The organism is Chlorogloeopsis sp. ULAP02, from assembly GCF_038404745.2.
In the GTDB taxonomy this organism is placed as follows: domain Bacteria; phylum Cyanobacteriota; class Cyanobacteriia; order Cyanobacteriales; family Nostocaceae; genus Chlorogloeopsis.
Map to the genome: position 1 here is coordinate 36,553 of NZ_JAYKTT020000076.1, position 25,935 is coordinate 62,487.

Annotated in this window: 19 protein-coding genes; 10 read left to right on the forward strand and 9 right to left on the reverse strand. The window is 39.9% G+C overall.

What is annotated here, in order from left to right; genetic code table 11:
- The first annotated feature begins 163 nt into the window (after positions 1–163).
- The 3 genes from U2718_RS26850 (at position 164) to U2718_RS26860 (ending at position 3,513) form a co-directional block, all read left to right on the forward strand.
- Positions 164–1,780: an iron uptake porin gene (locus U2718_RS26850; protein WP_341993072.1), complete on the forward strand. Its 1,617-nt coding sequence runs from the start codon at positions 164–166 to the stop codon at positions 1,778–1,780.
- A gap of 516 nt (positions 1,781–2,296) precedes the next feature.
- Positions 2,297–2,695, forward strand: a complete 399-nt coding sequence (locus U2718_RS26855; RefSeq protein WP_341993071.1) for a hypothetical protein — start codon at positions 2,297–2,299, stop codon at positions 2,693–2,695.
- 548 nt (positions 2,696–3,243) lie between these two features.
- A complete protein-coding gene (locus U2718_RS26860) occupies positions 3,244–3,513 on the forward strand; it encodes a GlsB/YeaQ/YmgE family stress response membrane protein (protein WP_289791414.1) in 270 nt (89 codons plus the stop codon).
- 67 nt (positions 3,514–3,580) lie between these two features.
- Here the strand turns inward: U2718_RS26860 and U2718_RS26865 are convergent, their stop codons facing one another.
- Together U2718_RS26865 and U2718_RS26870 are read right to left on the reverse strand one after the other, a co-directional pair.
- The gene (locus U2718_RS26865; RefSeq protein WP_341993070.1) at positions 3,581–8,812 is read right to left on the reverse strand and encodes a translocation/assembly module TamB domain-containing protein; all 5,232 of its coding nucleotides are present in this window, start codon (positions 8,810–8,812) and stop codon (positions 3,581–3,583) included.
- Between the two features lie 133 nt (positions 8,813–8,945).
- Positions 8,946–9,470, reverse strand: a complete 525-nt coding sequence (locus U2718_RS26870; RefSeq protein WP_341993069.1) for a L,D-transpeptidase — start codon at positions 9,468–9,470, stop codon at positions 8,946–8,948.
- Positions 9,471–9,832: 362 nt separating this feature from the next.
- On the opposite strand from U2718_RS26870, the gene U2718_RS26875 reads away from it, so the two are divergent.
- A complete protein-coding gene (locus tag U2718_RS26875; protein WP_341993068.1) occupies positions 9,833–10,327 on the forward strand; it encodes a hypothetical protein in 495 nt (164 codons plus the stop codon).
- A 176-nt stretch (positions 10,328–10,503) separates the two neighbouring features.
- Here U2718_RS26875 and U2718_RS26880 read toward each other — a convergent pair whose 3' ends face one another.
- The 3 genes from U2718_RS26880 to U2718_RS26890 form a co-directional block, all read right to left on the reverse strand.
- On the reverse strand, positions 10,504–12,498 hold the full coding sequence (locus U2718_RS26880; protein WP_341993067.1) for a hypothetical protein: 1,995 nt from the start codon (positions 12,496–12,498) through the stop codon (positions 10,504–10,506).
- A 181-nt stretch (positions 12,499–12,679) separates the two neighbouring features.
- On the reverse strand, positions 12,680–13,780 hold the full coding sequence (gene pstS / locus U2718_RS26885; protein WP_341993066.1) for a phosphate ABC transporter substrate-binding protein PstS: 1,101 nt from the start codon (positions 13,778–13,780) through the stop codon (positions 12,680–12,682).
- Between the two features lie 925 nt (positions 13,781–14,705).
- Entirely contained in the window at positions 14,706–15,989 is a 1,284-nt protein-coding gene (locus U2718_RS26890; RefSeq protein WP_341993065.1) for an NAD(P)/FAD-dependent oxidoreductase, read from the reverse strand.
- Positions 15,990–16,242: 253 nt separating this feature from the next.
- Between U2718_RS26890 and U2718_RS26895 the strand changes: the two genes are divergently transcribed.
- The 4 genes from U2718_RS26895 (at position 16,243) to U2718_RS26910 (ending at position 20,505) form a co-directional block, all read left to right on the forward strand.
- Positions 16,243–17,880 carry a cyclic peptide export ABC transporter gene (locus U2718_RS26895; protein WP_341993064.1) on the forward strand — a complete coding sequence of 546 codons (1,638 nt, stop codon included), beginning with the start codon at positions 16,243–16,245 and terminating at the stop codon, positions 17,878–17,880.
- Between the two features lie 487 nt (positions 17,881–18,367).
- Positions 18,368–18,517: a hypothetical protein gene (locus U2718_RS26900; RefSeq protein ID WP_341993063.1), complete on the forward strand. Its 150-nt coding sequence runs from the start codon at positions 18,368–18,370 to the stop codon at positions 18,515–18,517.
- 256 nt (positions 18,518–18,773) lie between these two features.
- Entirely contained in the window at positions 18,774–19,964 is a 1,191-nt protein-coding gene (locus U2718_RS26905) for a glycoside hydrolase family 10 protein (protein WP_341993062.1), read from the forward strand.
- 280 nt (positions 19,965–20,244) lie between these two features.
- On the forward strand, positions 20,245–20,505 hold the full coding sequence (locus tag U2718_RS26910; protein ID WP_341993061.1) for a hypothetical protein: 261 nt from the start codon (positions 20,245–20,247) through the stop codon (positions 20,503–20,505).
- A gap of 230 nt (positions 20,506–20,735) precedes the next feature.
- Here the strand turns inward: U2718_RS26910 and U2718_RS26915 are convergent, their stop codons facing one another.
- From U2718_RS26915 to U2718_RS26925, 3 genes are all read right to left on the reverse strand, one after another.
- Positions 20,736–20,969: a hypothetical protein gene (locus tag U2718_RS26915; protein WP_341993060.1), complete on the reverse strand. Its 234-nt coding sequence runs from the start codon at positions 20,967–20,969 to the stop codon at positions 20,736–20,738.
- A gap of 150 nt (positions 20,970–21,119) precedes the next feature.
- Positions 21,120–21,674: a methylmalonic aciduria and homocystinuria type D protein gene (locus tag U2718_RS26920; RefSeq protein WP_341993059.1), complete on the reverse strand. Its 555-nt coding sequence runs from the start codon at positions 21,672–21,674 to the stop codon at positions 21,120–21,122.
- Positions 21,675–22,298: 624 nt separating this feature from the next.
- Positions 22,299–22,505 (reverse strand): hypothetical protein, encoded by a 207-nt coding sequence (locus U2718_RS26925; RefSeq protein WP_016876512.1) that lies wholly within the window; start codon positions 22,503–22,505, stop codon positions 22,299–22,301.
- A gap of 466 nt (positions 22,506–22,971) precedes the next feature.
- Here U2718_RS26925 and U2718_RS26930 point away from each other — a divergent pair, with 466 nt between their 5' ends.
- Positions 22,972–23,487, forward strand: coding sequence for a GNAT family N-acetyltransferase (locus U2718_RS26930; RefSeq protein ID WP_341993058.1), 516 nt, complete (start codon positions 22,972–22,974; stop codon positions 23,485–23,487).
- 169 nt (positions 23,488–23,656) lie between these two features.
- Here the strand turns inward: U2718_RS26930 and devC are convergent, their stop codons facing one another.
- Complete coding sequence (gene devC / locus U2718_RS26935) at positions 23,657–24,823, reverse strand: ABC transporter permease DevC (protein ID WP_341993057.1); 1,167 nt, start codon at positions 24,821–24,823, stop codon at positions 23,657–23,659.
- Positions 24,824–25,039: 216 nt separating this feature from the next.
- Between devC and hetI the strand changes: the two genes are divergently transcribed.
- Positions 25,040–25,759 carry a 4'-phosphopantetheinyl transferase HetI gene (gene hetI, locus U2718_RS26940; RefSeq protein WP_341993056.1) on the forward strand — a complete coding sequence of 240 codons (720 nt, stop codon included), beginning with the start codon at positions 25,040–25,042 and terminating at the stop codon, positions 25,757–25,759.
- The last annotated feature ends 176 nt before the right edge of the window (positions 25,760–25,935 follow it).

The window sequence follows — 25,935 nt, forward strand, 5'->3', positions numbered from 1 at the left end:
TTGTTTTAATTTGTCAAAATTCACAATTTATCTTGGTTTTAGGTTAAGAAAATGTGTCCTAAGGTTAATAAAAGGTTATATGTTGCAAGTAATATACTTAGTTTTACTGTTACAGCATTACTACCCGTAGAGAGAATTGAGAAATATTTTACCTATCGTTGGAATGAAACTTTTAAAAGTGATCTGGAATGTTGGCAAACAGAGCTTCTTGCCTGCCATTGCAACTGTGTTGTTACTAACAGCAGAGACTTTAGCATCTGAAGTAGATGAGGGGAGCTATTCTTCAACAAGCACTCCATCTGTATTTGTAAGCCAGAATATTAACCATGCAGATTCACTCACCCAAATCAATGCTGTATCCGATTTGGCAGAGATTCTACCAAGTGATTGGGAAGCTCAATATCTCCAGTCATTAATGCAGCGTTATGGTGTAACTGAGACAGATAATACCTTTGGTGGCAACCGAGTTATGACTCGCTATGAATTTGCTGCTAATCTTTGGACAACTATAAATCACATCAACAAATTGATACTCGCAGGAAATTCTAAATTAGTTGCTCAGGAAGATTTAGAAACCCTAAAACGCTTGGGTACAGAATTTGCCCAAGAGCTAGAAATTTTGCAAGGACGAGTAAAGCGTCTAGAAGCTCATGTGTCATCCTTAGAGGCACAACAATTTTCTACAACTACTAAACTTGAGGGAGAAGTTTTGTTTGCTGTTGCAGCAGTAGCAAGTGGTGACAAAGCTGATAATTCAGGTGAACCCATTTCTGACAATCTTACCTTCAGCAACCGGGTACGGTTAAACTTGGATACCAGCTTTACTGGTAAAGATCGGCTGCGAACTCGCTTACAAGCTAGAAATGTTCCTGAATTAGATGAAGCAACGGGAACTGATATGGCGCGTTTAGCCTTTCAAGGTGATAGCTCCAACGAGTTTGAAATCAGCCTTTTGGAATATCGCTTTCCAATTGGGGAACAGGTGATGGTTTATTTAGAGGCGGTAGGAGGTGACTTAGATGATGTGGTTGTGGATACACTAAATCCTTATTTGAGTGGCAGTGGTAGCGGTTCAATCTCTCGGTTTGCCCAGCGTAACCCAATTTATCGGCAGGGAGAAGGTGCGGGAGTTGGTATAGTTTACAACTTCACTGAGGCTTTGAGCTTGAGTTTGGGATATGTCGCGGATGATATTAATCAGCCAGAACTGGGGTTGAGTAAGTCGAGGTATGGCGCGATCGCTCAACTTACTCTGCAACCAAGCGAAAACACTGGAGTAGGTTTAACTTACATCCGCTCTTATAATAATCAGGACACGGGTACTGGCAGCCGCCGCGCCAACGATCCTTTTAACGAGCAAAGTGATGCCATTACTGCTGACTCCTTTGGTTTAGAAACAGCGATCGCTCTTAACCCTAGCTTTACTCTTACTGGTTGGGTTGGCTTTACTCTTGCCACAGCCGAAGACTTGCCTAACGAGCCAATGGCAAATATTTTTAACTGGGCGCTGACTTTAGCTTTTATTGATGTTGGTACAGAAGGAAGTATTGTGGGAATAGCGATTGGACAACCACCCAAAGTTACAAGTAATGACTTTGAGGTTGCAGGTGAGGCATACAAAGATGAAGATACATCTTGGCATCTAGAAGCTTTCTGGCGCTACCAAGTTAGTGACAATATTGCCATTACTCCGGGATTGTTAGTGGTTACCAATCCAGAAAGCGATCGCGACAACAACACAATCTACATCGGCACAATTCGTACAACATTCAGCTTTTGAAGCAAAAATCACATTTCCTCTTTCCTACCTGCGGTAAGTGCGTAGCGCCTACTGGCTCCTGTCTTGAAAATAGGAAACGGGGAACTCTTAACAGGGAACAGAAAAAGAAATATTTTCATGCCCTCGTTGTGGGTTATTTGCCCGTGGGAGTCTGACTTGAAAGAGGGTGTAGGGGTGTAAGGGTTTGGGAGTGTAGGATAAAAAACCTTTTTCATCACTAAAGATGAAAGAGGTTTCATCGGGGCTACCTTATTTCTTGAAAGCGTTGTGGATGAACAGCCTGTAGGAAGCTAGCTTGATATTATTCCTTTTGGCATACAACCATCTTATTACAAGCAAATCTCCTGGCAGATATACCGTTATTGAGCTTTTGCTACACCTATAATTATGGTTTTGCGAAGCACCTAACAGAGAATTAACCACTCTAGATTAGGAATGCAAAATACTTATACAGTAAATGTATTAGCGCCACAATACACTTACACAAAAATATAAAGACTACTAAGGATAATGGATATGTATCTCAAGAGAGTATCAGTTAAAAATATAGAAAGCGATACAAATGTAAATCAGGCAACTCAAAGTGAAATAAAAGTAGATATTGTTCAATTCGATAAATTTATTCAACCTGATATAGTAATTGCTCTTGGTGGTGCCACCATCAGCTTCGTCATGATTTGGGCAGGGGCTTTACTAGTTCTTTCCAAGATGAGAAGAGTAGCCGAAGATAATAAATTTTATTTCTCGGTCAATTCCTTACAGAAAGTACCCTGTAAAACTTGTCATTACTTTTCCAATAATTATCACCTGCACTGCGCAGTACAGCCTTCTATTGTCCTCACAGAAGAAGCAATGAATTGCAGCGATTACTGTCCTAAATGTATAAATTTTGCTAGCAAAAATAATAATAATTGAAAATAGGATTTAGGGGCTAGAGGTTAGAGACTAGACAAGCTAAGATTTTTCATTCATGTTGGTGTGTGCAGTTGAGCAAGGGTTAATAAGCATCAATTTTTAATCACTTTTCTTTGTCAATCACTCTTATAAAAGATTATTTTCAGATTTTTACCCAAATTCATATATGTAAAGATAGATACCTTATATAATTGAGCTTCTAACTATAGAAAGAATATTCCTCTGACTGTGGATAGTTAACTTAGCCAGAGTAGATTTGGTAATTTAGGAATATCAAAGAACGCACTGGCAGAACTTTAAGACCGCTTTAGTTCTTTGTGGTAGTTTGAAGTCAAGCGATGCTGTAACTACCAACAGTGCATATACGACAACGACATAGATGGTTGTAGGGTTTGCTCGCTTAACTCTACTTTATCAAGGACGGGAGAAAGTTTTCCTCCAAAGCGGTTGGAGTTCGTGAACATCTAGGGTCTATCAGTAGCTATTTAAGCCCTTAGAAAACAATATCTCACAGTTATCTTATTCACGCAGATTAAGGAGTCAAGATCATGAATATTCTTGCTTGGATTGTGTTAGGTCTATTAGCGGGTGCAATTGCTAAAGCTATTTATCCTGGTTCTCAAGGAGGTGGCATTCTTAGTACCCTAGTCTTAGGAATTATTGGTGCATTCATTGGTGGAACCTTGGTTACATTACTGCAAACGGGAACCTTTGCGATTACATCTGCAACCCTAAGCATTCCTGGCTTAGTTGTCGCGGTACTAGGTGCCATTATTGCTATTTTCTTGTATTATCAATTTGCTCGCAGAGCTTATTAAGTAAATGTAAAACTGGCTTTGTTTAAACCCCCGACTTCTTTGAGAAGTTGGGGATCTTTGTTTTTAGTTAAAATCGTGTTTCATACTCAACTACTGCTCTGCTCTCATCGGCTAAATTTGTGGAACCTCGCAAAAGAACTTGGTCATTGAGGCGGTAAATTATGTTGTAACGGAAGGATTCGTTGGCAGCAAAAACTCGCGATATGGAAGCAGAAAGATCATCAGAAATACCAACAACCGCCTCTGCTGCTAAACCAAGCACTGAAACATTTGATGCCGGATTGGTTATAACGGTAGGAAATATCCGCAAATCTCTCAAACCGATCGCCTCACCAAATTGACTAATGGTTCCTTGCAATCCTGGAAACAAAGTAGAACCAGCTATAGTCACAATTCCTAAGCCCGGATCGGATTGTCCCAGCACATTCAAAAAAGAACCTCCGATTAAAGCAATAATTTCCGCTTCACTACGAGCAGGTTCACTAGTTAATTCTAAATTATCAGCCAAATCGCTAGCAGGTCCTTGTACTCTGGCTTCAACACGAACAGTGTTTAAAGTACCGAAATTGATGGCAGAAATATCTTGAATTTCGCTAGAACCGGCTGTAGCTGGTAACCGACTGCCGCGAACTTCAGGTACAAAAGTTACTAGCCGAACATCTAAAATGGGGTCAAAGCCAAGATTAGGAGTAAATGTCGCCGTTTGTTCGTAACCGCGAGCCAAGCCAAATTGAGTCACAAATAAATTGACTTGCCCACGTCGAAGACTAATTGTTCCTTGAGGGCGAGGTTGAGCTAATGTGCCATTGAGGATAATATCACCTTCTGCTACAAAGTTGAAAAGTGGCTCGGCGGTAACGCGAACATTATTTTCTAAGAACACCTGTAAATCTGCAAATTGTATAGGTGGAGGAGCAGGAGTTTCGTCAGTAGGCGTTGGAGGAGGTGTTGTATCTGTTGTAATTTGAGTGGGTGTTGCACTGGTTGCAGTTTGGGCAGCACTTAAACCAGTAATTCTTTCCCTCAAGGATATCTCGCCATTACTTAAGCGAACATCTCCACCAATTTGTGGATCTCTTGCTGTTCCGGTAATGACAATATTCCCAGTCACTCCGCCTTGATACAATTGCGGAAGATTTAGTCGCAGATTTTCTGATGTAATTGTGAGGGGATTTGTTGCTGCTTCTTGTTGAGCATTTTGAGTGGCAAAAATAGGCAAAATTCCCTTAGCAGTCAATTGTCCTCCCCTGTATTCACCTTGAAGTTGCTCAACGGTGAAGCGATCGCCTGCAAAGCGCACCGTTCCAGTTACATTTGTCAGTGGTTCGGGCAAATTTTGCACGTTCAAAGTCGCATTTTTAATTGTCGTAATCCCACTAATCACTGGTTGCTCTAATGTGCCTTGAACTTCTACATCTACTTGCCCTTGACCTTTTACCCAATTAAATTGATTAGTAAAGGCGTTAACCACCGCTAAACCTTCATCTTGTACGTTAGCCTGGATACTAATTTGGTTACTATCAGGTTGAACGGTAGCGAAAGGTAATCCAAAGGGTAGGCTGCCTGTAATTTGCACTGGTTGTGTACCCGTGCCTGCAATTTGTATAGTACTGCCAAAATTTAAGCGAGCGTCGTTGTAATTGAAGCTAACTTGTGCTGTGTCTACAGATTGTTTATTGACAGTACCATTCACCAGACCGATTTCCCCAATTGCTCTGGGATTCTCCAGATTGCCTCCTAGAGTGACAAGGGTATTCAGTGTCCCCGTAATATCTACAGGTAAATCAGGTAAAAAAGGTTTTATAAGTTCTACTGGCAACGCTTCTGCTCGTGCTTGTCCAGAAAGTTGCTCTTGACTCAATTGTCCACTGAAAGCCAGGAGTGAGCCATTCAAATTTGCTCGCAGGGGTAGTAGCGTCAAAACTCCATCTGCAAAATTACCTTGAGCAATGACTTGATTGATATTGTATTTACCCCATTCCCAATCCGAACCTGTTAGATCAAAACCGACATTCAACCCTTGCTGCAAAGTGCCGGTGACTGCTATGTTTCCACTAATTGTCCCTGTCAACTCCGCCAGTGTTGGTATTCGAGCCTGTTGTTGCTGCTCCTGGCGCTGTTGGGCAACAATTTCTTGAATTTGCGAGAAAAAGCGCAATTGTGTGAGTAAAGGCGCATCTGGTAGACTTACAGGCTGAGTTTGTAGTGCTTCTGCTCCCGCTAAATCTGGAGTTTCTAAGCCAGTGGCTAAGTCTTGAACACCAAAGATACTTACTGCTTGCAATACTTGCTCTATTCTGGCTTGGTTGAAGCCAAGTTGAAATTGTAACGGGCGATCGCCAATAGTTGGCAACTCACCACTGAGGGAGTAAAGCCCTTCACCTTGGCGGATTTGGCCTTGTTGTAAAGTAAAAGTACCATCAGCAAAACCGATACGCCCTCGAAATTCATCGGCGCTGATTCTGCCGATTCTGGGTTGGGCGATCGCCACATCTCCTACAAATGTATTGTTGGTTAAATTAACGACTAAATCTCCTGATATATTTCCGGAAACAGGTCTTAAATTTGCACCAGGTGGAACGAAATTTTCCAGCACAGCTACAGGAAAATCGCGAATATTAACAAAGAGATTTTCTCCTTCAGTTCTGCCAGTTGCTACAGCGCGATCGCGTTGAATTAAAAATGAAAGTGGGCGATTATTAGGGCCAACAGTAAGGGCAATTTGGTCTTGTTTGCCAGTTAGCTGAAGTCGTGTTCCTTGTTCTGGCTGAAAATTTACTTGCCCTGTGAGCAGCGGCTCGAACGCCACTCCATTAACTGCAAAATTCCTTAAGCGAATATCTCCAGAAGCGATCGGAGTATTAGGAGTACCCGTAAGTTGTCCAGTAAAATCAACTAAACCTGCCAGTGCGACATTTCCAGGCAGGTTAACAGGAAGATTTTGCAAATTAAAGTTGCGCGCTCGGACATCCAAGTTGAATCCCGTAACTTGGGGCGTTTCCTCCACTTGAACTGCTACAGTACCCGCAGCCCTCAACCCTGGTGCAGTCGCCTGTAAAATTTGCAACTGCTCCCCATTCCATTGAAATTGGGCGCTCAAAGGTTGTTGCAGTTGGGCTAAACCTTGGGAAAAGCGTACTTGCCCTGCGGCTTGAATGTTGGAGAGTTGGAAAGTTTCAGTAGTTCCACTTGCGCTGACTTCACCATTGAGCCTTCCCCGCAATTGTGGCGATAAAGTATTGAGTTGAACTTGGGAAATATTAGCTAAAGCTTGCCAACGTCCGTCATCTAAGCGAATATTTCTTAAATTTACCGTGCCACCTGCTAAACGCAAGTTTGCCTGCCCTGCGGCTTGAATATCTGAAAGTTGAAACGATTCGGTGGTTCCTAGTAGATTCAAGTTAGAGCTAACGATTTGTCCTGGTGGTAAATTTTGTGCCACTTGACTCAGTGGAACTTGGGAAGCATTGACAACTGCTTGCCAACGACCGTTATTGAGCCGAATATTACTGAGGTTAACACTGCCTTGTGCCAATTTGACATTTGCCTGTCCTAAGCCTTGAATGGCTGAAGGTTGGAAAGATTTTGTCGTTCCAGATAAAGCAAACTCACCGTTTAAAACACCTTGATACTGAGGTGGTACTTGGGGAAGACGACTCAACTGAATGCTATTTGCGTCTAAAAAAGCTTGCCAGTTTCCTTGAGCAAGGCTACCTCTAGCTTGGACTGTACCTCCTGCCACTTTCAAAACACCATCTTGGAACCGGACAACTCCTGTGTTTTCGATTAAAACTCCAACTTTACCGGAGTAGGTAGCACCAGGTGCTTGCAATTTTACCGCTGTTTGGAAATTACCAGGAACACCAGAAACTTGGGCGTTTGCGGAAATATTGCCAATCGTGAACGTGGGTGCAGCTTCGTAGATTTTAGCGATCGCATCTCCAGGTAAATTCTGTGCCTGCAAATTGAAAGCAATCTTGTTTTGAGTTCCTATCCCCACTCTACCGTTCCCAGTAATTTTTCCTCCGACTGTTGGCGTTGCTTGAATATTAGAAAGGACAAGTTCCTCAGGAGTTAGCCGCAAACGACTGCTGATATTACTAAATGTCAAGCGGTCAATTTGAGCAGGTTTGATAGTATTAATGCTTCCTGTCAAAATCGGTTTTTGCAGTTGTCCTTGCAATTGCAAATTGGCTTGTACAGTTCCAGCTGTTGGAACTGGTAAGTTAACATTTAATGTGTCTAAAAGATTTTTAATGCTGGCTGCTTTCACCTGAGCGGCAAGATTGAAACCAGTTTCGGTATTTAACTTGCCACTGGCTTGCAGCGGAATACTGCCATAACTTGTATTTAAGTTTTCTAGTGCAATTGTTTGTCCCTGAAATTGCAGTTTACCTGTAGTATTACTTAATGCTCTGGGGACATTAGCAATTTGTGCAGTTACTTGATTTAAACCAACAGTTCCAAACAGAGCAATCTCTGGTTGAGTAGGTTGAACTTGGACTGTTAAATTACTATCTAAACGACCACCTTGTAAGTCAATTGGCAACTCTATCAATCGAGTCACATCAGAGGCGAGCAGATTAGAGGAATTAATTTTGAGATTAGTTTGATTTGCTTTTAAATTCGTCTCTCCAGCAATTCGTAAATTTCCTCCTCTCCTGGGTTGACCACTGAGTGTAAAATTAACTCGCTGATTTTGATCTAAAAAATTAGCTACACCATTGACTTGAGTTAACCCAACAAAAGCTTTAGGTTTTTTTGGCTCAGAATAGGGAAATAACAATACATCAGCATTCTCTACCCGAATTGATTCCAAATCAGTTCTAAATAAACCGACTCCCTCTTCAGGTGGAGTTTTAATTTCTGTTGTTACCCAACGGCCTTGTTGATCCTGTGCAATATAAACATTAGGTTGAACTAAGGTAACATTTAGCTTTAAAGTTCGATTTAGCAACAGTTGCCACGGATTAAACTGCACTTCGACAGCCCTAGCTCTGAGATTATCTGGATCTGTGGCTGTAGCAGGTACTGATGACGCACCAAAGCGTAGACCATTAAAGGATATATCTTGGACTTCTCCTACCTGCACAGGACGCCCAAGTAACTGCTGGATGTTCTTTTCTACTAGCGGTGCTAACCTTTCATTAATAAAAATCCAAGCCCACAATGCGCCTCCCACAGCACCAGCAAGCAAAATCACACCTATAGCCATACTGTTACGACTTAACAGGAGGAGTCGTAAACGCCTGTTGAAACTCGATTGAGGTTGGTTATCCCGATTTGGAGAGCGTGTCATCTCTCATATCTCTAAAGGAACAGTTCTAGGTAATGCCAAGCCGTATATCGCTCGGCTTACATTTTGACAGATTTAGAACACATCTATCAAAAGCAGAGTAAGAAGACAAGGCAAATAAAACTAATTTATTTGATTATTTGATGACGTTTACAGATGTTCCTAAAGTCACCAGTTGAAATAATTCTTTAATATCTCTGTTGTACATTCGCAAGCAACCGTGGGAGATTGCTTTACCTACTGTTTCGGGATTAGGAGTACCATGGAATCCAACCCAATTTCGTCCATCAGTCCAAAAACCAATCCAATAATTTCCTAGAGGATTTTCTGGTGTTCCTCCTTTAATTTCTTTGCCTGTTATCGGGTGAATCCACGTAGGGTTTTGTAATAATTGCTGTACTTTAAATCTTCCTGTAGGAGTTTCCCAGTTACGGCGACCAATTGCGATCGGGTAACTTTTAATCAAATTTTTACCTCGGTAGACAAATACTCGTCGCCGACTCAGATTAACTTCTAATCGAGTTGTTTGAGTCTGGGTTTCATGAGCATCTGGCAAGAGAAATATTTGCTCATACGCCCAAGAAGATTGAGGAAAAACCAAGTTGAGCAATACACCTAGTATCAAAACTAAATAAATAGGTTTATTCTTTTTTTTCTGCATTTTTCTATTAAAATTAGACTGGTTATGCTGTGAATTTTGTTATTCTCCGATTTTCGTTGATTAATGGGAATTTTCTGGATAATTATTTCTTAAAAAATAGCTATTGTCATTTTATTCTTAATCAAACTTTAGATAGATAAATAGTATTATTAGTATTTCTACACTTGAACGAAACCTTTAATTTTCAATTATTCTGCCCATGTTTTTGGTCAGAAAGTGTTGGCAATTCAAGATTTGAGCTACTACAAAAATATGCAAGTAATATCTACGAAATTATTTTGCTATTTTTTGCAAAGGCTCTTAGATTGAATACACAAAATTTAAAGCAATTGCTCAAATTTTATCTAAGGGAGGTTTCATTCATGAGTACAAAAAATACCAAGAATTTATTCACAAACATTGCTACTTTGATTGGTGTTACTGGTGTTAGTGCTTTGTTTACCCTTCCAGCCAAAGCCGAAATCAATCTAAATCCTGCCAATATTGCTCAAGCGACTCCAGGTACAACTCAACCTGGCACAACTACTCCGGGTGTCACTCAACCTGGCACAACTACTCCCGGTGTCACTCAGCCTGGCACAACTACTCCCGGTGTCACTCAGCCTGGCACAACTACTCCGGGTGTAACCCAACCTGGCACAACTACTCCGGGTGTAACCCAGCCTGGAACTACAGATACTACTAACATTGACGACGAACCTACCCCTGGTGCTCAACCTGTGCAAGATACAACTACACCAGGAGGCGTTCAACAAGATGATACAACTACACCAGGAGGCGTTCGACAGGATGATACAACTACACCAGGAGGCGTTCGACAAGACGATAATGATAATGGTGTAAGGGCTTTGTGGTAATTGCCTGAATAATATGGCAGTTGTCAGGTAGCTTAGGATAGATATTAACTGATGATAAAAGCTGGACATTAAGAGAGTTTCAAGCCTGTTTCTTGTTCCCATATTCCTTGCGACAACAATCCCCCTGTACTTTCTGTTTTTGGCAGAGCAGGGGGATTATTTTTAGCGGTGTGGTGTTAAGGTAGCACGGCTGGATCATCGTCAATCGAGAGCAGGAATTTGATCAAGTCGGTTTGCTGTTGTGTAGTAAAACCTGCTTGTTTATCAACCCAGTATGGATGTCCTTGACCGGTTATATTTGATCGCTGTAAGTCGGAATTTGCTTTGTTAGCTGCAACCATAGGCTCACGCAGGTTACGATCAACTAGCGATCGCAAGCTAGCTTCGGCATCTGGTACAATACCACGCATCAAAGTACCTGCCATACCCAATTGTTGGGAGTTCGCAACGACAAAGTGTCCGTTTTCGTCTTTTTTGAAGGCTTCTCGGCTAGCGGCAACTCCACCATCATGGAGATAAGGTGCACTGAGGTATAGCCCAATCAAGTTTTGCACTTTATAACCACCAGCAGGATCACTAATAGCATAGGCTAGCTCAATATCTTCCTGAGGAGTGATATCTGTAGGTATTGACAGTACAGGTGGATTAGATGGCAACGGTACAGGTATGTTACTTGGATAAGTATCTGGTGGTGCAAACTGTTCAGCAATGGACTGCGATGCTGGCGCTCGGTTACCTTGAGTTTTTACCTCTTGTACAGAAATTACTTTATGGTTGGTAAAGTACCTGCCACTATGGCAATCATTACAATTAGCCTGCGTAAAAATCTTTGCTCCACGCTGGAGAGTTGCAAGATCAGCAGCTTCGTGAGGGGGTGGTGCTAAGGTATTTTGCCAAGCTGACATCCCATTGAGTTGAGCAGCCACAGGTAAACCAGGAGTCACTGCCATTAATCCATTTTGCATGAACATCGAGCCCTTGGGGTATTCTGGCATCCGAATCGTGCTGTTGATACCAGGTTCTCCAGGTGTAGGATCTACCTTGTCTAAAAATTCGGAAGGTTGCGCTCCTTCTGGAAGACGAAATTCAGATTTGGAAGCGTTTTGCAGCATTGTCCCCAAATAGATTTCTTTATCTATGCCTAGTACTTCTTCGCTGGTATCCGCTGTTGTTGTTGGATCTGCATTCAACCCAAATACCGCATTATTTAATGTGGTTAATCCGTGGAACCAACCAATGGAAGCAACACCACTCCAAGCATAAGGCCAAGAGTCGTGGGTGTAAGAAGATGGGATCTGAGCCGAGTTATTTTTTAGATCGCCATTAGAAACAAAGTTACCAGGGGGCCAAGATAGAATCGCTTTATCGACTTTGTCTTCCATGATTTTAGAGTCAGGAAGAAATGCTGTTTCTCCGTTCTTGTCGATATAGGTATGCTTTCCAAGGGGAATTTTTGTGGGATTGACATCTGTCTGTCGAAACAGAGCGGCTGAATTACTAGCCATTGCAATTAATGGCCCCAAATTAACGTCTGTATTAATTGCACCTTCTAATATACGCCCAGTTTCTTGATTGACTGTGGCATGGCATAAAGCACAGGTAATACCTACTCGCGGTTGGGCATGATCGATATTGAGGGTAATTCCTAAGGGAAACAAGGAACCCTTAGGTACATCTAAACCGGTATTGAGTACTGTACCTGCTTGGAAAGTGCGATCGCCAACGGTGATATCTTGGTCTAAGGGAATTTGAAGATTGGTAGTTTGTTTGCCCCTCAAAGCTAGTATTGCTTTGGTGATGCTACCCAGATTAATCGGGCCATCCAGAATGCCAACTATATCTGTAAACAGATATTCATTGCCAAAGGTTTCTTGATAAAAAGCATCACGTCCAAGGTTGATTAACTCTTCAGTAATTTCAACTGCACCATTCTCAGCAGAAAGGGCTTCACGTCCTTTTTCTGTTTGCAGAAACTTCTTCGCTTCTTCTTTGCTAACTACGTAACCCAGCACGTCATAGGAGCCAACTCCTCTGGGTGCAGATTTTGTGATTGGAGTATATGTCTTGTTGACTGAAGGTGGTCTTCCTGGCAAAGTTATTTCTAATTGAAAACCCAAAAAGCTAACAAAAAGAAGTAAAGAGATTAAGATAATTATGCTGCGTAATCGCATAGCTTTTTCACTGTGATTTGACTATCAATTGCTACAGTGAATCCTTGCAGTTATTGGTTGTGTTTATGTTCCATTCTCATTTGTTTGAAGCCACTGTTGAATAGATTCACATCTTGCATCAGTTCCATTAGCCTACAAACCCTCGTTACCAGGTTCAACCTGGTAACGAAAATTACTATACTTATTGCCCTTGAGCCACTTTAATTGTGTCTAAAGCTGCAATGACTTTTTGTGAGACGTCATCAGGCAAAGGCAAATAACCTAATTCTTCAGCATATTTGTCGCCTTGAGACAAAGCCCACTCAACCACGTTTTTCATTGCTTGTGCTTTGGCAGGATTATCATACTGCTCGTACAGCAGTAACCAAGTTAAACCAACAATTGGATAGGCTTGCTCTCCCTTTGGATCTGGAACTAGGAGTGCGAAATCTTCAGGAATTTGAGCGCCTTCAATTGCACTAGCAGCCGAACCAGGTTCGGGCGTAATATAATTACCTGCTTGGTTTTGAATTACAGCCATTTGCATTTTGTTTTCTCTAGCATAGGCGAATTCTACATAACCAATAGCTCCTTGAGTTTGTTGAACTTGAGCGGTAACACCTTCATTGCCTTTAGCGCCAAGACCTGTTGGCCACGAGACGGATTTACCGGCACCTGCTTGCCATTGTGGACAGGCAGCTTGGAGGTGATTGGTAAATACAAAAGTTGTGCCGCTACCATCAGAACGATGGATGAAGGAAATCGGAGTATTGGGTAAGTTGACACCAGGATTTTGCTGTGCAATTTGAGGATCATTCCAAGTTTTGATGTTGCCTTGAGCAATTCCGCAGTATGCTTGTCGAGATAGCCTTAAATTATCTACCCCAGGAAGGTTGTAGGCAAAGACAAGCGCGCCTCCTGTCATTGGCAATTGAAGTGGGCGTCCCCGTTGTGCGGGAAACTTCTCACGTTCTTGTTGGGTGAGTGGCGCATCAGTAGCTCCAAAGTCCACAGTCTGTGCCAAAAACTGATTTACCCCGGCACCGCTTCCAACTGACTGATAACTAATTTGGATATTGGGATTTTGCTTGTTATATTCTGCAAACCAGCGCTGATATAAAGGAGCAGGGAACGAAGCACCCGCACCGCTAATAGATATTCTTTCACCGGGAGCGCCAGGTGTTCCAGGGGCAGTAGCAGTTGGGCTTTGAGGTTGGCAAGAGACTAGCCCGGCTGCTAGCGCAGTTAAAGCAACAGAAGCTGTCCAATGATTGACATGAAAGCCAAAAAAGTTCAAGTGCATTGTTATCCTTGCCTCAAAATTAATTAAGTTTGCTATCGCTCTAAAGTTTCGATACTTATCACAAAACTACAATTGCCCCTTTTGTGCGCAAGGCAGCTTGAGAGTGAGGTTGTCAAACCAGCCCAATAAGAATGCTGGCAAAATTTATCCGACGTCGATGTTCAGCGATCGCCTGGATAAACTCTTGAAAAATAGCGTTCATACCTGGGGTATTTTTACTGAGTACTCTCAACACTCTTAGTATTAAGAGTAAATGTGATTAGAAAGTGACAATTAAATAAGGTTGTATCTATGCGTTTGCATATATAAATATAATTACGGTAAAATAGCTTAATATTAATTACAATAATTCAGTACGTAATTAGAAATAACTGAATACCTACCACTTGGGAATAAGCAACATTAGAGCCTTTTCACAATAGAACAGGGACTAATCCTATATAAGTAATTTTTGAAAAAATTAAACGGAATTTCTCTAACAGTTAGAAAACAAAAGAACTTACACCTATAAATTTTGTGTAAGTTCTTTGATTGAGTAAAAACTACATTATAAGATTCAAGGCATTGGAAACTTTTGATAACAGATTAACCTTGCTGATTTCCAAAGCAGAGACAAATTTAATTACCAGCTTGATTGAGCGGATAACTAACAGGGCTTCCCCCAGCAGATTGTATAGATATTCTTCTAGGGGCGCAAGCTTGTGTAAATAACAAAATGCTAATTGATAAGACAAGTATAAACATTCTGTTCCAGCGCATGTTGTTCAGAGAATTTATTAAACTCTTCATCAGTTCAACTCCTTGATTACAGATGTTCTGTTATCTTTATAGAATTTGCCAATATAAAAGTCGATACAGAAAAGTTAAGGAATTAAAGTAGAAGCTCACTTAACTTAAGACTTAACTTTTACAACCTCATTCTTAACTAAAATAAAATCTTCAATTTTTGACGCGACAACAATTGTTTTTCCATCAATTGAAAGGCAATTCTTTTACCTGTACACCAGCCGTAATAACCATAAGTTGCGGATCTAGAAGCAGTTTTCTCAAAGCCCACAAAGTAAAGTGTAGCGTCAACAATCGATTGACATTTACCATCTGTGTTTGGTAATAAACTATCATTCAGATTAAGATACAATTCAGGCTGTCTCAAAAGTTTATTGATACCAGGGCGAAAGCCAGTGCTTAAAATAATTGCATCGTAATCTTGTGTTACACCATTGGCAAAGATTACGCCTGTTTGTGTGAGTTGCTGAATACTATTAGAGATGACTTGAATATTTCCTTTTTTAATTTGTTTAACAGTACCTCTATCTACCCACGCCACACGTCCCTGATTAACTTCCATATCCATTGCCCCCTTATCTTCTGGATAGATAGAGTAAGCACTCAAATCTAAAGCAAAACGCTGAATAAATTTATCAGTTTCTTTGATATCTGCTTGCAATTCTTCTGGAGAGAAATCTATTGCTCTCTCCATAGCTGCTATTTTGCTATCTGTTGTATATTGATTAAATAATTGTTTAAAATATGACCTACTGCGCCATAACCAATATTGTAGCGAGCGCAGTCTCGGATAAAGAGGAAATACCCAACGTTTACCACGTATTAACATATCTACACGAGCAGCACCGTGTTCATATAAATCTAATGCTATTTCTGCTGCTGAATTCCCTGAACCAACAACTAATACTTTCTGATTTTGATAAGGGATGCCATTTTGATAGGCGCTACTATGAATAATAGTACCCGAAAAATCTTCTTGCCTAAAAAATTTGGGAATTACAGGCTCGTTAGTTGGCCCGGTGCAGATAACAAGAATATTGCAGTATAAAATGTCTTTGGTTGTTTCTATTTGCCAGTTACAATCTGTTTGATTTTGATTATCTGTTTTGCTAATATTTTGTACCTCCTCACCAAAACGAATATGTGAATCAACTTGGAAATGATGTGCATATTCTGTTAAATAGTCTACTATTTCATCTTTCGTCTTAAATGTAGAATATTTTTCCTTTCCCTCAAAAAAAGGTAGAGTAAAGTAAGGATTTTGAGTCACTAATCGGTCATAGGCGTTTTTCCAGATAGTTGCAACAGTTTCACCTTTCTCTATCACAATAAAGTTATCAATACCAAAGTTTTTTAAACTTGCAGCTACAGTAATACCACAAAAACCAGCCCCAATAATGATAATGTCTAGTTTAGCGTTCATAAAATTGATTTTGGTTTTAAATATTAACTGTTATCTTTATAAAATCAGGGGCTTTAATAGTCGATATAGATTAGTTAGGGAATTTAAGCTATTTTCTAACCTACTTAACTCTTGTTCTTGCTTCCTCCTTCCATGAGTTAAGTGTGTAAGTTAAGCTTTTTCTCTCCCAATCTCCTTAACTTTTCTATATCGACACTGCAATAATCAACCTCTATATATAAACAGCAAGACTATTTATATCGAAAGAGTTGATATGAACTTAATAACTTTGTTAGTACGCTCTTCTTGGAAAATTCTGACTCTTGCTGTGTTTATCGGGTTATTAAGTGGAGTTAGTACAGCCGGATTGCTAGTAATAATTAACACTCGTATTAATCAATCATCACTAACAACAATATTAATATGGAGTTTTATCGGACTTTGTTGTCTAAAATTTATTACTAATATCATTTCTAAATATTTGTTAATAAATTTGGCAGAAAAAGCTATTTTAGAATTACGTCTCACGTTAAGTGAGAGAGTTTTAGCTACACCACTATATCATTTAGAAATTTTAGGAAAACATCGGATCTTAGCTACATTAACAGATGATGTTTTAGCAATTTCTCAGACAGTTTATATTATTCCTACTTTGTGTATTGACATAACCATCGTAGTAAGTTGTCTTCTGTATTTATTTTGGTTATCGCCAATAATATTTTTTTTAGTACTTATTTCTTTATTGCTAGGAATAATCAGCTATCGACAGGTTGCATACAAAGCAACATTATTTTTTATCTTAGCTCGCCAGCAAGAAGATAGATTATTTAGCCATTTTCGGACTATCACCGAAGGAACGAAAGAACTGAAACTTCACTTTCAGCGACGACAAACATTTTTAAAGAAAGAACTTAAAGAAACTGCACAATTATCTAGACGTAAAAATGTAGTGGGGATGACTATATTTGCTGCTGCTGCTGGTTGGGGGAATAACTTATTCTTTGTAGTTGTTGGATTGGTAATTTTTGCTCTACCTATTCTCCAAGCTGTCCCTATTCATATTTTATCTGGTTATGCGTTGACTATTCTCTATCTGCTTTCACCTTTAGATTACATTATGAGTGCTATTCCTGCTTTTAGCAAAGCTACTGTCGCTTTAAATAAGGTTGACTCTCTCAAACTATCATTATCCAATCACTGTTATGAAAGTAATTTAATGAATTGGGACGAAGCAGATAATTTTTGTCACCGCTTAGAATTTGTAGGTATTACTCATACTTATCATCAAGACTCAGAAGAGACAGCTTTTACTCTTGGCCCAATGGATTTGACTGTTGCGGGTAGTGAAATTGTTTTTATTGTCGGTGGTAATGGTAGTGGTAAATCTACTCTGATTCAGTTAATCACTGGTTTATACATTCCTGAACAGGGAAAAATTTATCTTAATGGCAAATTAGTAAATGCGGAAAATCAAGAGTGGTTCCGCCAACATTTCTCAGTGGTATTTTCTGATTTTTATCTATTTGATAATGTCTTGAATTTAGATAAAAATATTGCTGACGAGCAAATTTACTACTATTTAGTTAAGTTACAACTTGACAAAAAAGTTAAAATTAACAATGGTATACTTTCTACTACTCTATTATCTCAAGGACAGCGAAAACGTCTAGCCTTATTGACAGCTTATTTAGAAGATCGCCCGATATATGTATTTGATGAATGGGCTAGCGATCAAGATCCTGTGTTTAAAAATGTTTTTTATACGCAGATATTACCTGAATTGAAGAATCAAGGCAAAACTGTAATAGTAGTTACTCATGATGATCAATATTTCTATTTATCAGACAGGATAGTAAAGTTAGATTATGGTAAGATAAACAATGTTTATAATTCTTTAACATCTTCATCTTAAATATTAAATTTTTTGTTGTCTAATATTTTTGAGTAACTCTTTGGTAGTTTTATGCCTTTGTGGAAAAGTAGCTACTAGTAGAAGTTCAATAGTGCGATCGCACGGTTCTCTACCATCTGGACAAAAGACCTAGTAGAGAGTATGGTTGATTATCTGATTACGAGCACGACATAAACGAAAAAACCAGAGAGGTTTCTCAACCACTCTGGAACTGTATTAATTGTTGCATGCGTTTGAAATTGTACCAGGAGTTGTATCGTCTAGGTAACATACAGAACTAGACCGATTCTCGGTTGCTCTGGCTGTACCAAGTTACGAAATTGTACACAGGAAGGATAAAGAATAATACCGTATTTTCCCTGAATGTAAAGTCACCAGGTCTAAAAATTCTGCTGGCTGCTAACGAATGAGTTGGCTGTAATCGCGTGTTTTCATGTAGATGTGGGAGCGCTAGCGATTAAGGTTGCGTTAGCGACTTTAAGACAAAATGGCACATCTTTATTCAACTGTTATTTCTCCAGCTATTGTTTGGTGGGTGTTTGCAGGTGCATTCCTATTTGCTACAGCAGGATATCTGCTTAAGAAACTTAGTCGGCTGTTCTATGTCTATAAGTTCGAGCACGCCCGTAATGATTAAGCTGTTAAGCGATCGCCAAACTGATTCCCAAATTGAGTAATTTCTCTTTTTAATAAGTAAAATTAGGCACTAATGTCTACTATCTACGTCAATAATTCTAACGCGTAGAAACCTGCTTCAATACTTCTGAAGCAGCGGTTCGATATGCATGGGATGAATCTGGTAAATATAAATACTGGAAGACTATATGACTAGTAGATTCTTTCACCAAAGCATACGATGGCACGCCTGGTTAACTAAAAAAGTATTCAAACCAATGAAATTACAATTAGTTTTTCCAAATTGGCGGCGATCGCTGAAGAGTTTTTTTCCGCTCTTGATAATAGTATCATTTTTGACACCAATTTTAATACACGATTTTAATCCAGCAATTGCTCAAACACCCCGCCAGGAAATTCGGGGTGTTTGGATCACGAACAATGATTTTAAGATCCTCAAGGATCGGGCAAAAGTGAAGGATGCTGTCAGCCAACTGCGACAGCTGAACTTCAACACAATCTACCCCGTAGTCTGGAATTCCGGCTATACAATGTATCCTAGCGCTGTAGCACAAACAAAAGGTATCCCTTTTTTGTTTCGAGGCTCAGATGGGCATGATATTCTTGCTGATCTGATTGCCCAAGCTCATCGCCAAGGCTTGCTCGTAATTCCTTGGTTTGAATTTGGTTTCATGGCTCCTCAAACTTCTGAGTTGGCATTAAGTCATCCCAATTGGCTGACGCAAAAGCGGGATGGTAGCGAAACTTCGATTAGTGCTGCTGGTGAAGTTTTATGGCTCAATCCCTTTCGCCCAGAAGTACAACAATTTATCACCAATCTCGTACTAGAAATCGTCACTAACTATGATGTTGATGGCATTCAGTTTGATGATCACATGAGTTTGCCTCACGAATTTGGCTACGACAAGTACACAGCTGCTTTATATAAGCAAGAAACCAAGAAAAATCCTCCGGCAAATCCCAAAGATCCACAATGGGTGCGTTGGCGAGCAGATAAAATTACAGCGTTTATGGTGCAACTCAACAAAGCTGTAAAAGCCAGAAAACCTCAGGCTATTTTCTCTGTTTCCCCCAATTACTATGACTTTGCTTACAAACTTCACCTACAAGACTGGTTGAACTGGGTACAGCAGGGAATTGTGGACGAGTTAATTATGCAAGTTTACAGTTCCAATCTGCAAAATTTTATCGCCAATATTTCTCGCCCAGAAATTCAACAAGCACAGAAAGTGATTCCAACTGGGATCGGGATCATGGCAGGCTTGCGGACTAATCCAATTCCGATCCACAATATTCAGTTTCAAGTGCGCAATGCCCAAGAACGCGGTTTAGGCGTAGCTTTCTTCTATTATGAAAGCCTCTGGGAGTCAGCACCAGAACCTCCTGAACAGCGGTTAGCTGCATTCAAAAATCTCTTCCGCACTCCCGCACTTCGCGCCAGATTATAACAGCCTTTTGATTTGGTGAGGCGATCGCCTCACCCAACTCTAAATCTAAATGTAATCGCACTTTATCTGGATAGATATCTCTTCTCAATTAGGAGCACTCTTACTCTAATTCTCATTACCAGGTTCAATCTGGTAATGAGGGTTTGGAGGCAGCAAGACATCAGCTCACGGAATTCCTAGCAGTTAACAGATTGTTGCATAATTTTTATCATTTTTTTATATTCTTCTGCACTATAATTTAGATGGCTATCTAATTAGATTGGCAGGAAGACATAAAATTATGCACAAGCATGATGTTCTACTTGGAAATGCAGCTAGACGCTTGCGTGTAGGAACTAGAAGACAACAGTTTATGCACAGACACGGTGTTTCGCCTCTAGAAGCTGCTAGACGCTTGTGTGTAGATCAAAGCAATCTGTATATGGCTTTGCAAAAAGGACAAATCCCCACCATGAGAAGGAACGGACGAACTTTATTGAGTCATGGAGCTTTAAGGGAATATCAAGCGAGAAAACACCTTAGAGGCACTTATCGCTACTAAAGTAACAAAAAACCTCAGCTTGATCAGCTGAGGCGATTAGGAGAATTCAAGTTACGATGATGGGAGATAATAAAATTTAGAATTTTGGATTCAAAATTGCTTTGGTGCATCTGGGTTGTATCAATTTTCAAGTTGATATGGCAATACAGCAATGAAAAAATCTTAGCTCATAGCCAGGCAACCAAAGTCAGAAGCATAAACAAAAAGCCATATAGCTGTACCTATTTTTCTCAAGCCCTTACCAAACGTGCCTGGGCTAGATCGCGTATTAGTGAAGTTTTAGAGTAAATGTAAGCTCTTAAGGTATTAGTCTCTTCACTGCTGAGGGCTTTTTTATCAAGCTGTTCTAATAACTGCTTTACCAAATCTGTATCACCAAGTCCGAGAAGAGTACTGGTTTGGGTTTGTTCAACTACCAACCAAAGTTGACGTAATGTTGTCGAGTTTACAGGGCATACATTCATTACAATCGCTCCTTCTCTAGCTCAACACATAAATTATGTTGTTGAGAATCTAAAGAAAATCTTAAGTTATAAAATCTAAAGAAAATCTTAAATATTACAAAAGTTAATAATTTAGATGTATATCTAAATTGATTTCTCGATCAAAGCGTTCTAACTCTTCTCCTTCCAGCCATGTAAGGGAGCCATATTTTTGATTACCCTCTCAATAATGAATGGATGAGCTGCTGATAGCAAAATACTAGGATAAACAGCCATTCCCCAGCGCGGATGTATGAGTAGGCGACATTTATTTTTAATAACTGGATAACCGAGTAAAGCTTTTACCGCTGCGGTGTCATCATGAGGAAATTTTCCTGGGCGAGAAAATAGGGGATAGCCAGTACGCGGATCGATTAAGTCTGTTAGATAACCGCGATCGCGTAAAATAAAGGCAACATCAATGCCAAACTTCATAAACTTTTCTCGCAGCCTTTGTTTTTCTGCTTCTATTTCTAGGCAACTTTCCACTATTTCATATTTAGATTGCTGTAAAAAAATTACAACCCAAAAAGAATTCTGATTTTTCCAATCTGGCAATATCTTTTCGCAATTAGCACAAATGTACTGGCTGGGAGAATGAATTGAAATTTCAACTGCTTGTGCAGTTGTGCCTATCAAATGAATGGAATAGTCTACAGCAGAAGTGTGAGCCACTGGGTAATTCATTAATCTTATTTATTTTTTTCAAAATCTTAAATTTTTACTATGCTTAGATAATAACTCTTTTACTTTCATAAAAAGCACCAATTTTCTGTTTAAGAACTAGCTATTTCTTGTTATTGTCAATCATTTATTATTTCTTAATCTGAATGTTGTATTTTCTTAACCTCATAATTAGGTAGCATCATTCATATCACCCATGCCACTTCTTTGCTTACAATCACCAAGACGTGCAATTTCCAATCTATCTTGAGATAGAGGGCGTTTGTAGATTGCATAATTTTAGAGAAATGCGATTAGCCCTTCCAAGGTTTTTGTTATATGTGAAAAACCCCCAGCGACAAGAGAGGTTGGGGGTAATCTGGTAGAAAGATTGCGTAAAACTTAATGAGTTGATTAAATGATAATTTGATATTTAAATTGACGAGACAATTAAGGAAGAGGCACTGTCAACAGTAATACCATTTTGGATTTTAGACTTGGATGAGATTGGGAATAACTGCAATGGATATAAGTTGTATTAATGCATATGTCGCAATCTTTTCTAAATTAGTAGAATTAGTCAAACTCTTAAGGTAACTTGAGCATGAATACGTAAAACTGACGCCTCGATGCTGCTGTCAAAATCCATTAATCTAGCTTTAAAGCATTAACTGGAACTTCATCCCAAGAATCAACTGTCCGTAATTGCGCTACCCAACCAGCTGCCTTTTGTGTCTCAGTCAAATTCTTTTGAAATGACTCATGGCAATCTTTGGCTTGGGACTCATTACAGCAGGCAATACAAGCATAAATCATGCCAGATGGATCAATTTGTTCGTTTACCCAAATAGTCATGCTGTATTTCCTCGATAACTTTAGTTGAAAGATAGCTTGCTCCCTATTTAAAGAATACTGTAAAACCGTAAGATGGGTACTTTTTACAACGTAGCAATAAGGGTTTGAGGAAAGTTAGCCAGTGTCCACCCTACAAAAATTGCTAATCTTACTCGCCATATCTGAGACAATCTATCCATTACTGCCACAACTCGTTCCTATTCACCTGAGAATCGGGGCTAGAGAAGAGAGTTTTCTCCGATTTGATACTAATAGGACTTATGCAAAATCCCTCTCAAATCCTCTTGATTCCGTGTCCTCAGCGTTCTCTGCGGTTCATTATTCCATAACTCGTGCGTAAGTTCTGACTAATACTACCCGTATCATCCGCCATTTTGCGAAGCTGTGAAAAAAATATCTAAGGAAATCTGAAAATTTATGAGCAGGATTTGAATGTTTATAAGTCAGGTAAGATAAACATTTTTATATGCTAATTGAGACACAACATCTTACGATTCGTCTTTACCAAAATGATGATGTAGATAGGCTGTTGGGGATTTTATCAGATCCAATCACAATGCGTTATTGGCCACATCCTTTTACACGAGAAGGTGTAGAGGCTTGGATAGCACGTAATTTGGAGAGTTATCATCAGTACGGATTTGGGCGCTATCAAGTAATTTTGAAAGAAACCGGAGAACTAATTGGTGATGCTGGGATTATGAAATCGACATTAATAGGTGAATCTATCAATGATTTAGGATATATCATTCATAATCCATTTTGGGGATATGGCTATGGAACAGAAGTTGCTACTGCACTCAAAGATTACGCGTTCACAAAGTTAAAGCTTGATAGCTTATATGCCAATATGCCTTGGAATCATGATGCTTCGCGACGAGTGGCAAAGAAAATTGGCATGAAGTTTGTGAAGCAATTTGCCAATGAACGGAATAGGAATATACAGACACTACTGTACGTTATATATAACAATCCAATTTAATTTATGAAATTTTGCGAGTTGCTTAGAACTCAAAACTCAGAATTATGTGTCTAAGTTATAATGTGCAGCTTTCTTTTCTTCTGCCTCTTTGCAGTCGTCACCCTGACGGGAAGCCCTCCGCGTCTACATACAACGGAGGGGAACCTCCGCACGACTTTGCCTTCTGCCTTTAAAAAACATCAGCAGGATCAGCAGAATGCATTTTTCGCATCGTACTGACGGCAGAAATCATACACATTATTACTGTTAAAAGAAAGACAGAAACACCTCGTTCGACTGTCATAAAAATAGGTAGCATCGTGGCAGTAGCTGCTATTTGATAAAGCCCCAGTGAAACTATAAATCCTGGAATGAAGCCTAACACAGCTAAAAGTAAAGCTTCTTGGATCAGAACAAGTACTAAATAGCGATCGCTATATCCAATTGCTTTGAGCATGGCGTACTCTGGTAAATTATCGGCAACGTCAGCATAGATAATTTGATAAACTATGACGATGCCAACAATAAAAGAAACAATTACACCCAAACCAAAAATGAAACCGATGGGAGTTGTGTTTGCCCAATAAGATTTTTCTGCCTCAGCAAAACCCTCAGGAGTAAGGACAATCGCATCATCGGGTAAACCTGCTGATAAATTTTTTGCTACTTCTTGTACATCAGCATTAGGTTGCAACTTAATCAAACCTACCTGAATTTCACGAGGATGGCGATCGCTAAATAAAAGTAGAAAAGTGGAATCGCTGGTAATCACATTGCCGTATGCACCAAATGACGCACCCAAAGTAAATAAACCAGTCACCCGGACATTAACATCATTTAATTCAGCTTCAACAATGGACTGCTGTTGATATAAACTGGCAATTGGGCCAAACTGTGGTAAGGAAGCTCGATCAAAAAATATGGTGTTTAGCTTTTGCAGTTGACTGAGGTTTTGATTAACTTCAGCAAGTTTAAATGCTTTTGTTCGTGGATCGGTACCAAACACCAAAATTGTCTGTGTGCGAGAGTTTTGAGGATTTTTCCATTTTCCTATACCCATGTAAATTGGACTCACCGACTCTACACCCGCAAACCCTAACGCCTGGTACAGTCGCTCCCTGGAAATATTTTTGACTGAATACACGCTTTGAAAGTGAGGGTTTACCAGTACCAAATCTGCATCGAGAATCCTTTGTGGAGCTGTGGAACTCTCGAACAGCGACGCTTCAAATCCCATCTGGGCAAAGATGAGAATATCTGCAAAGGCAATACCTATTATTGCTATCAAAAGACGAGTCTTCTGTTTGATCAACTGTCGCCATGCTAAAAGGGTTGTGCGAAAACATTTGCGAAGCATTTACCAGAGATCCCATTTTTGGACAAGTCCTGCTAACATATCTCTTGCAAAATGGATTAAAAACCGGAGAGCTAGGCAAAGGATGGATAACGGATATAACAGATAAGTTACTTGTAAACCCAATACATAAGCTAGTCGTGATATCCGCTACGTAATTTTTTGGCAATTTTGATCTGAAATTGAAGAAAACTGTAAAATCCCAAATTTCATGAATTGATGACTTTTGCTAATCATGAGTGGTTTCCCGCTCCGACTGATTTAACTTTGTTACCGGATGATGTTCACATCTGGCGAATCAAGCTTGAGCGATCGCAACTAGAATTGGAAGGTTTGCTGACAACTCTGTGTGGTGACGAAGTCGCAAGAGCTAATCGATTTTATTTTCAGCAACATCGAGAGCGTTTTATTGCAGGTAGGGGTATTCTCCGTGCTATTTTAGGACGTTACTTGAAGATTGAGCCGCAAGCAGTGCAGTTTAACTATGAAGCTCAAGGCAAACCATTATTAGCTGATAAATTTGCTTCTAGCGGGCTATCGTTTAACTTGTCTCACTCTCAAGATTTAGCTTTGTGTGCGGTTACGACTCACCACCTGATTGGAGTTGATTTAGAATATATCCGCTCTGTCAGTAATGTAGAAAGCCTTGCCCAAAGATTTTTTGCACCTAGAGAATATGCTATAGTGCGATCGCTTCCTCCCGATCAACAGCAACAGGTATTTTTCCGTTATTGGACTTGTAAAGAAGCATATTTGAAAGCAACGGGAGTGGGAATAGCTCATTTGGAGAAAGTAGAAATTTCCTTGACACCAGAATCACCAGCAAAGCTTAATATCAAAGAAGAATGGAGTTTAGTGGAATTAGTACCCGCTCCCAATTATGTAGCTGCAACTGCTGTGGCAGGTTCAAAATTTCATTTGAAGTGCTGGCAATATTGAGTGGATAGTGGTTAGTAGTTAGTGGTGAGCCAGCACTGCGGGAGGGTTTCCCTCCGCAGGTGACTGGCGAACCCGGAGGGTTAGTTAGCAGGGGCGAGTTTTGCTGATGATATGAACGGTTGAAACAGATAATTTATCTTCTAAACCCGCCCGTACAGTGGTTAGTAGTTAGTGGT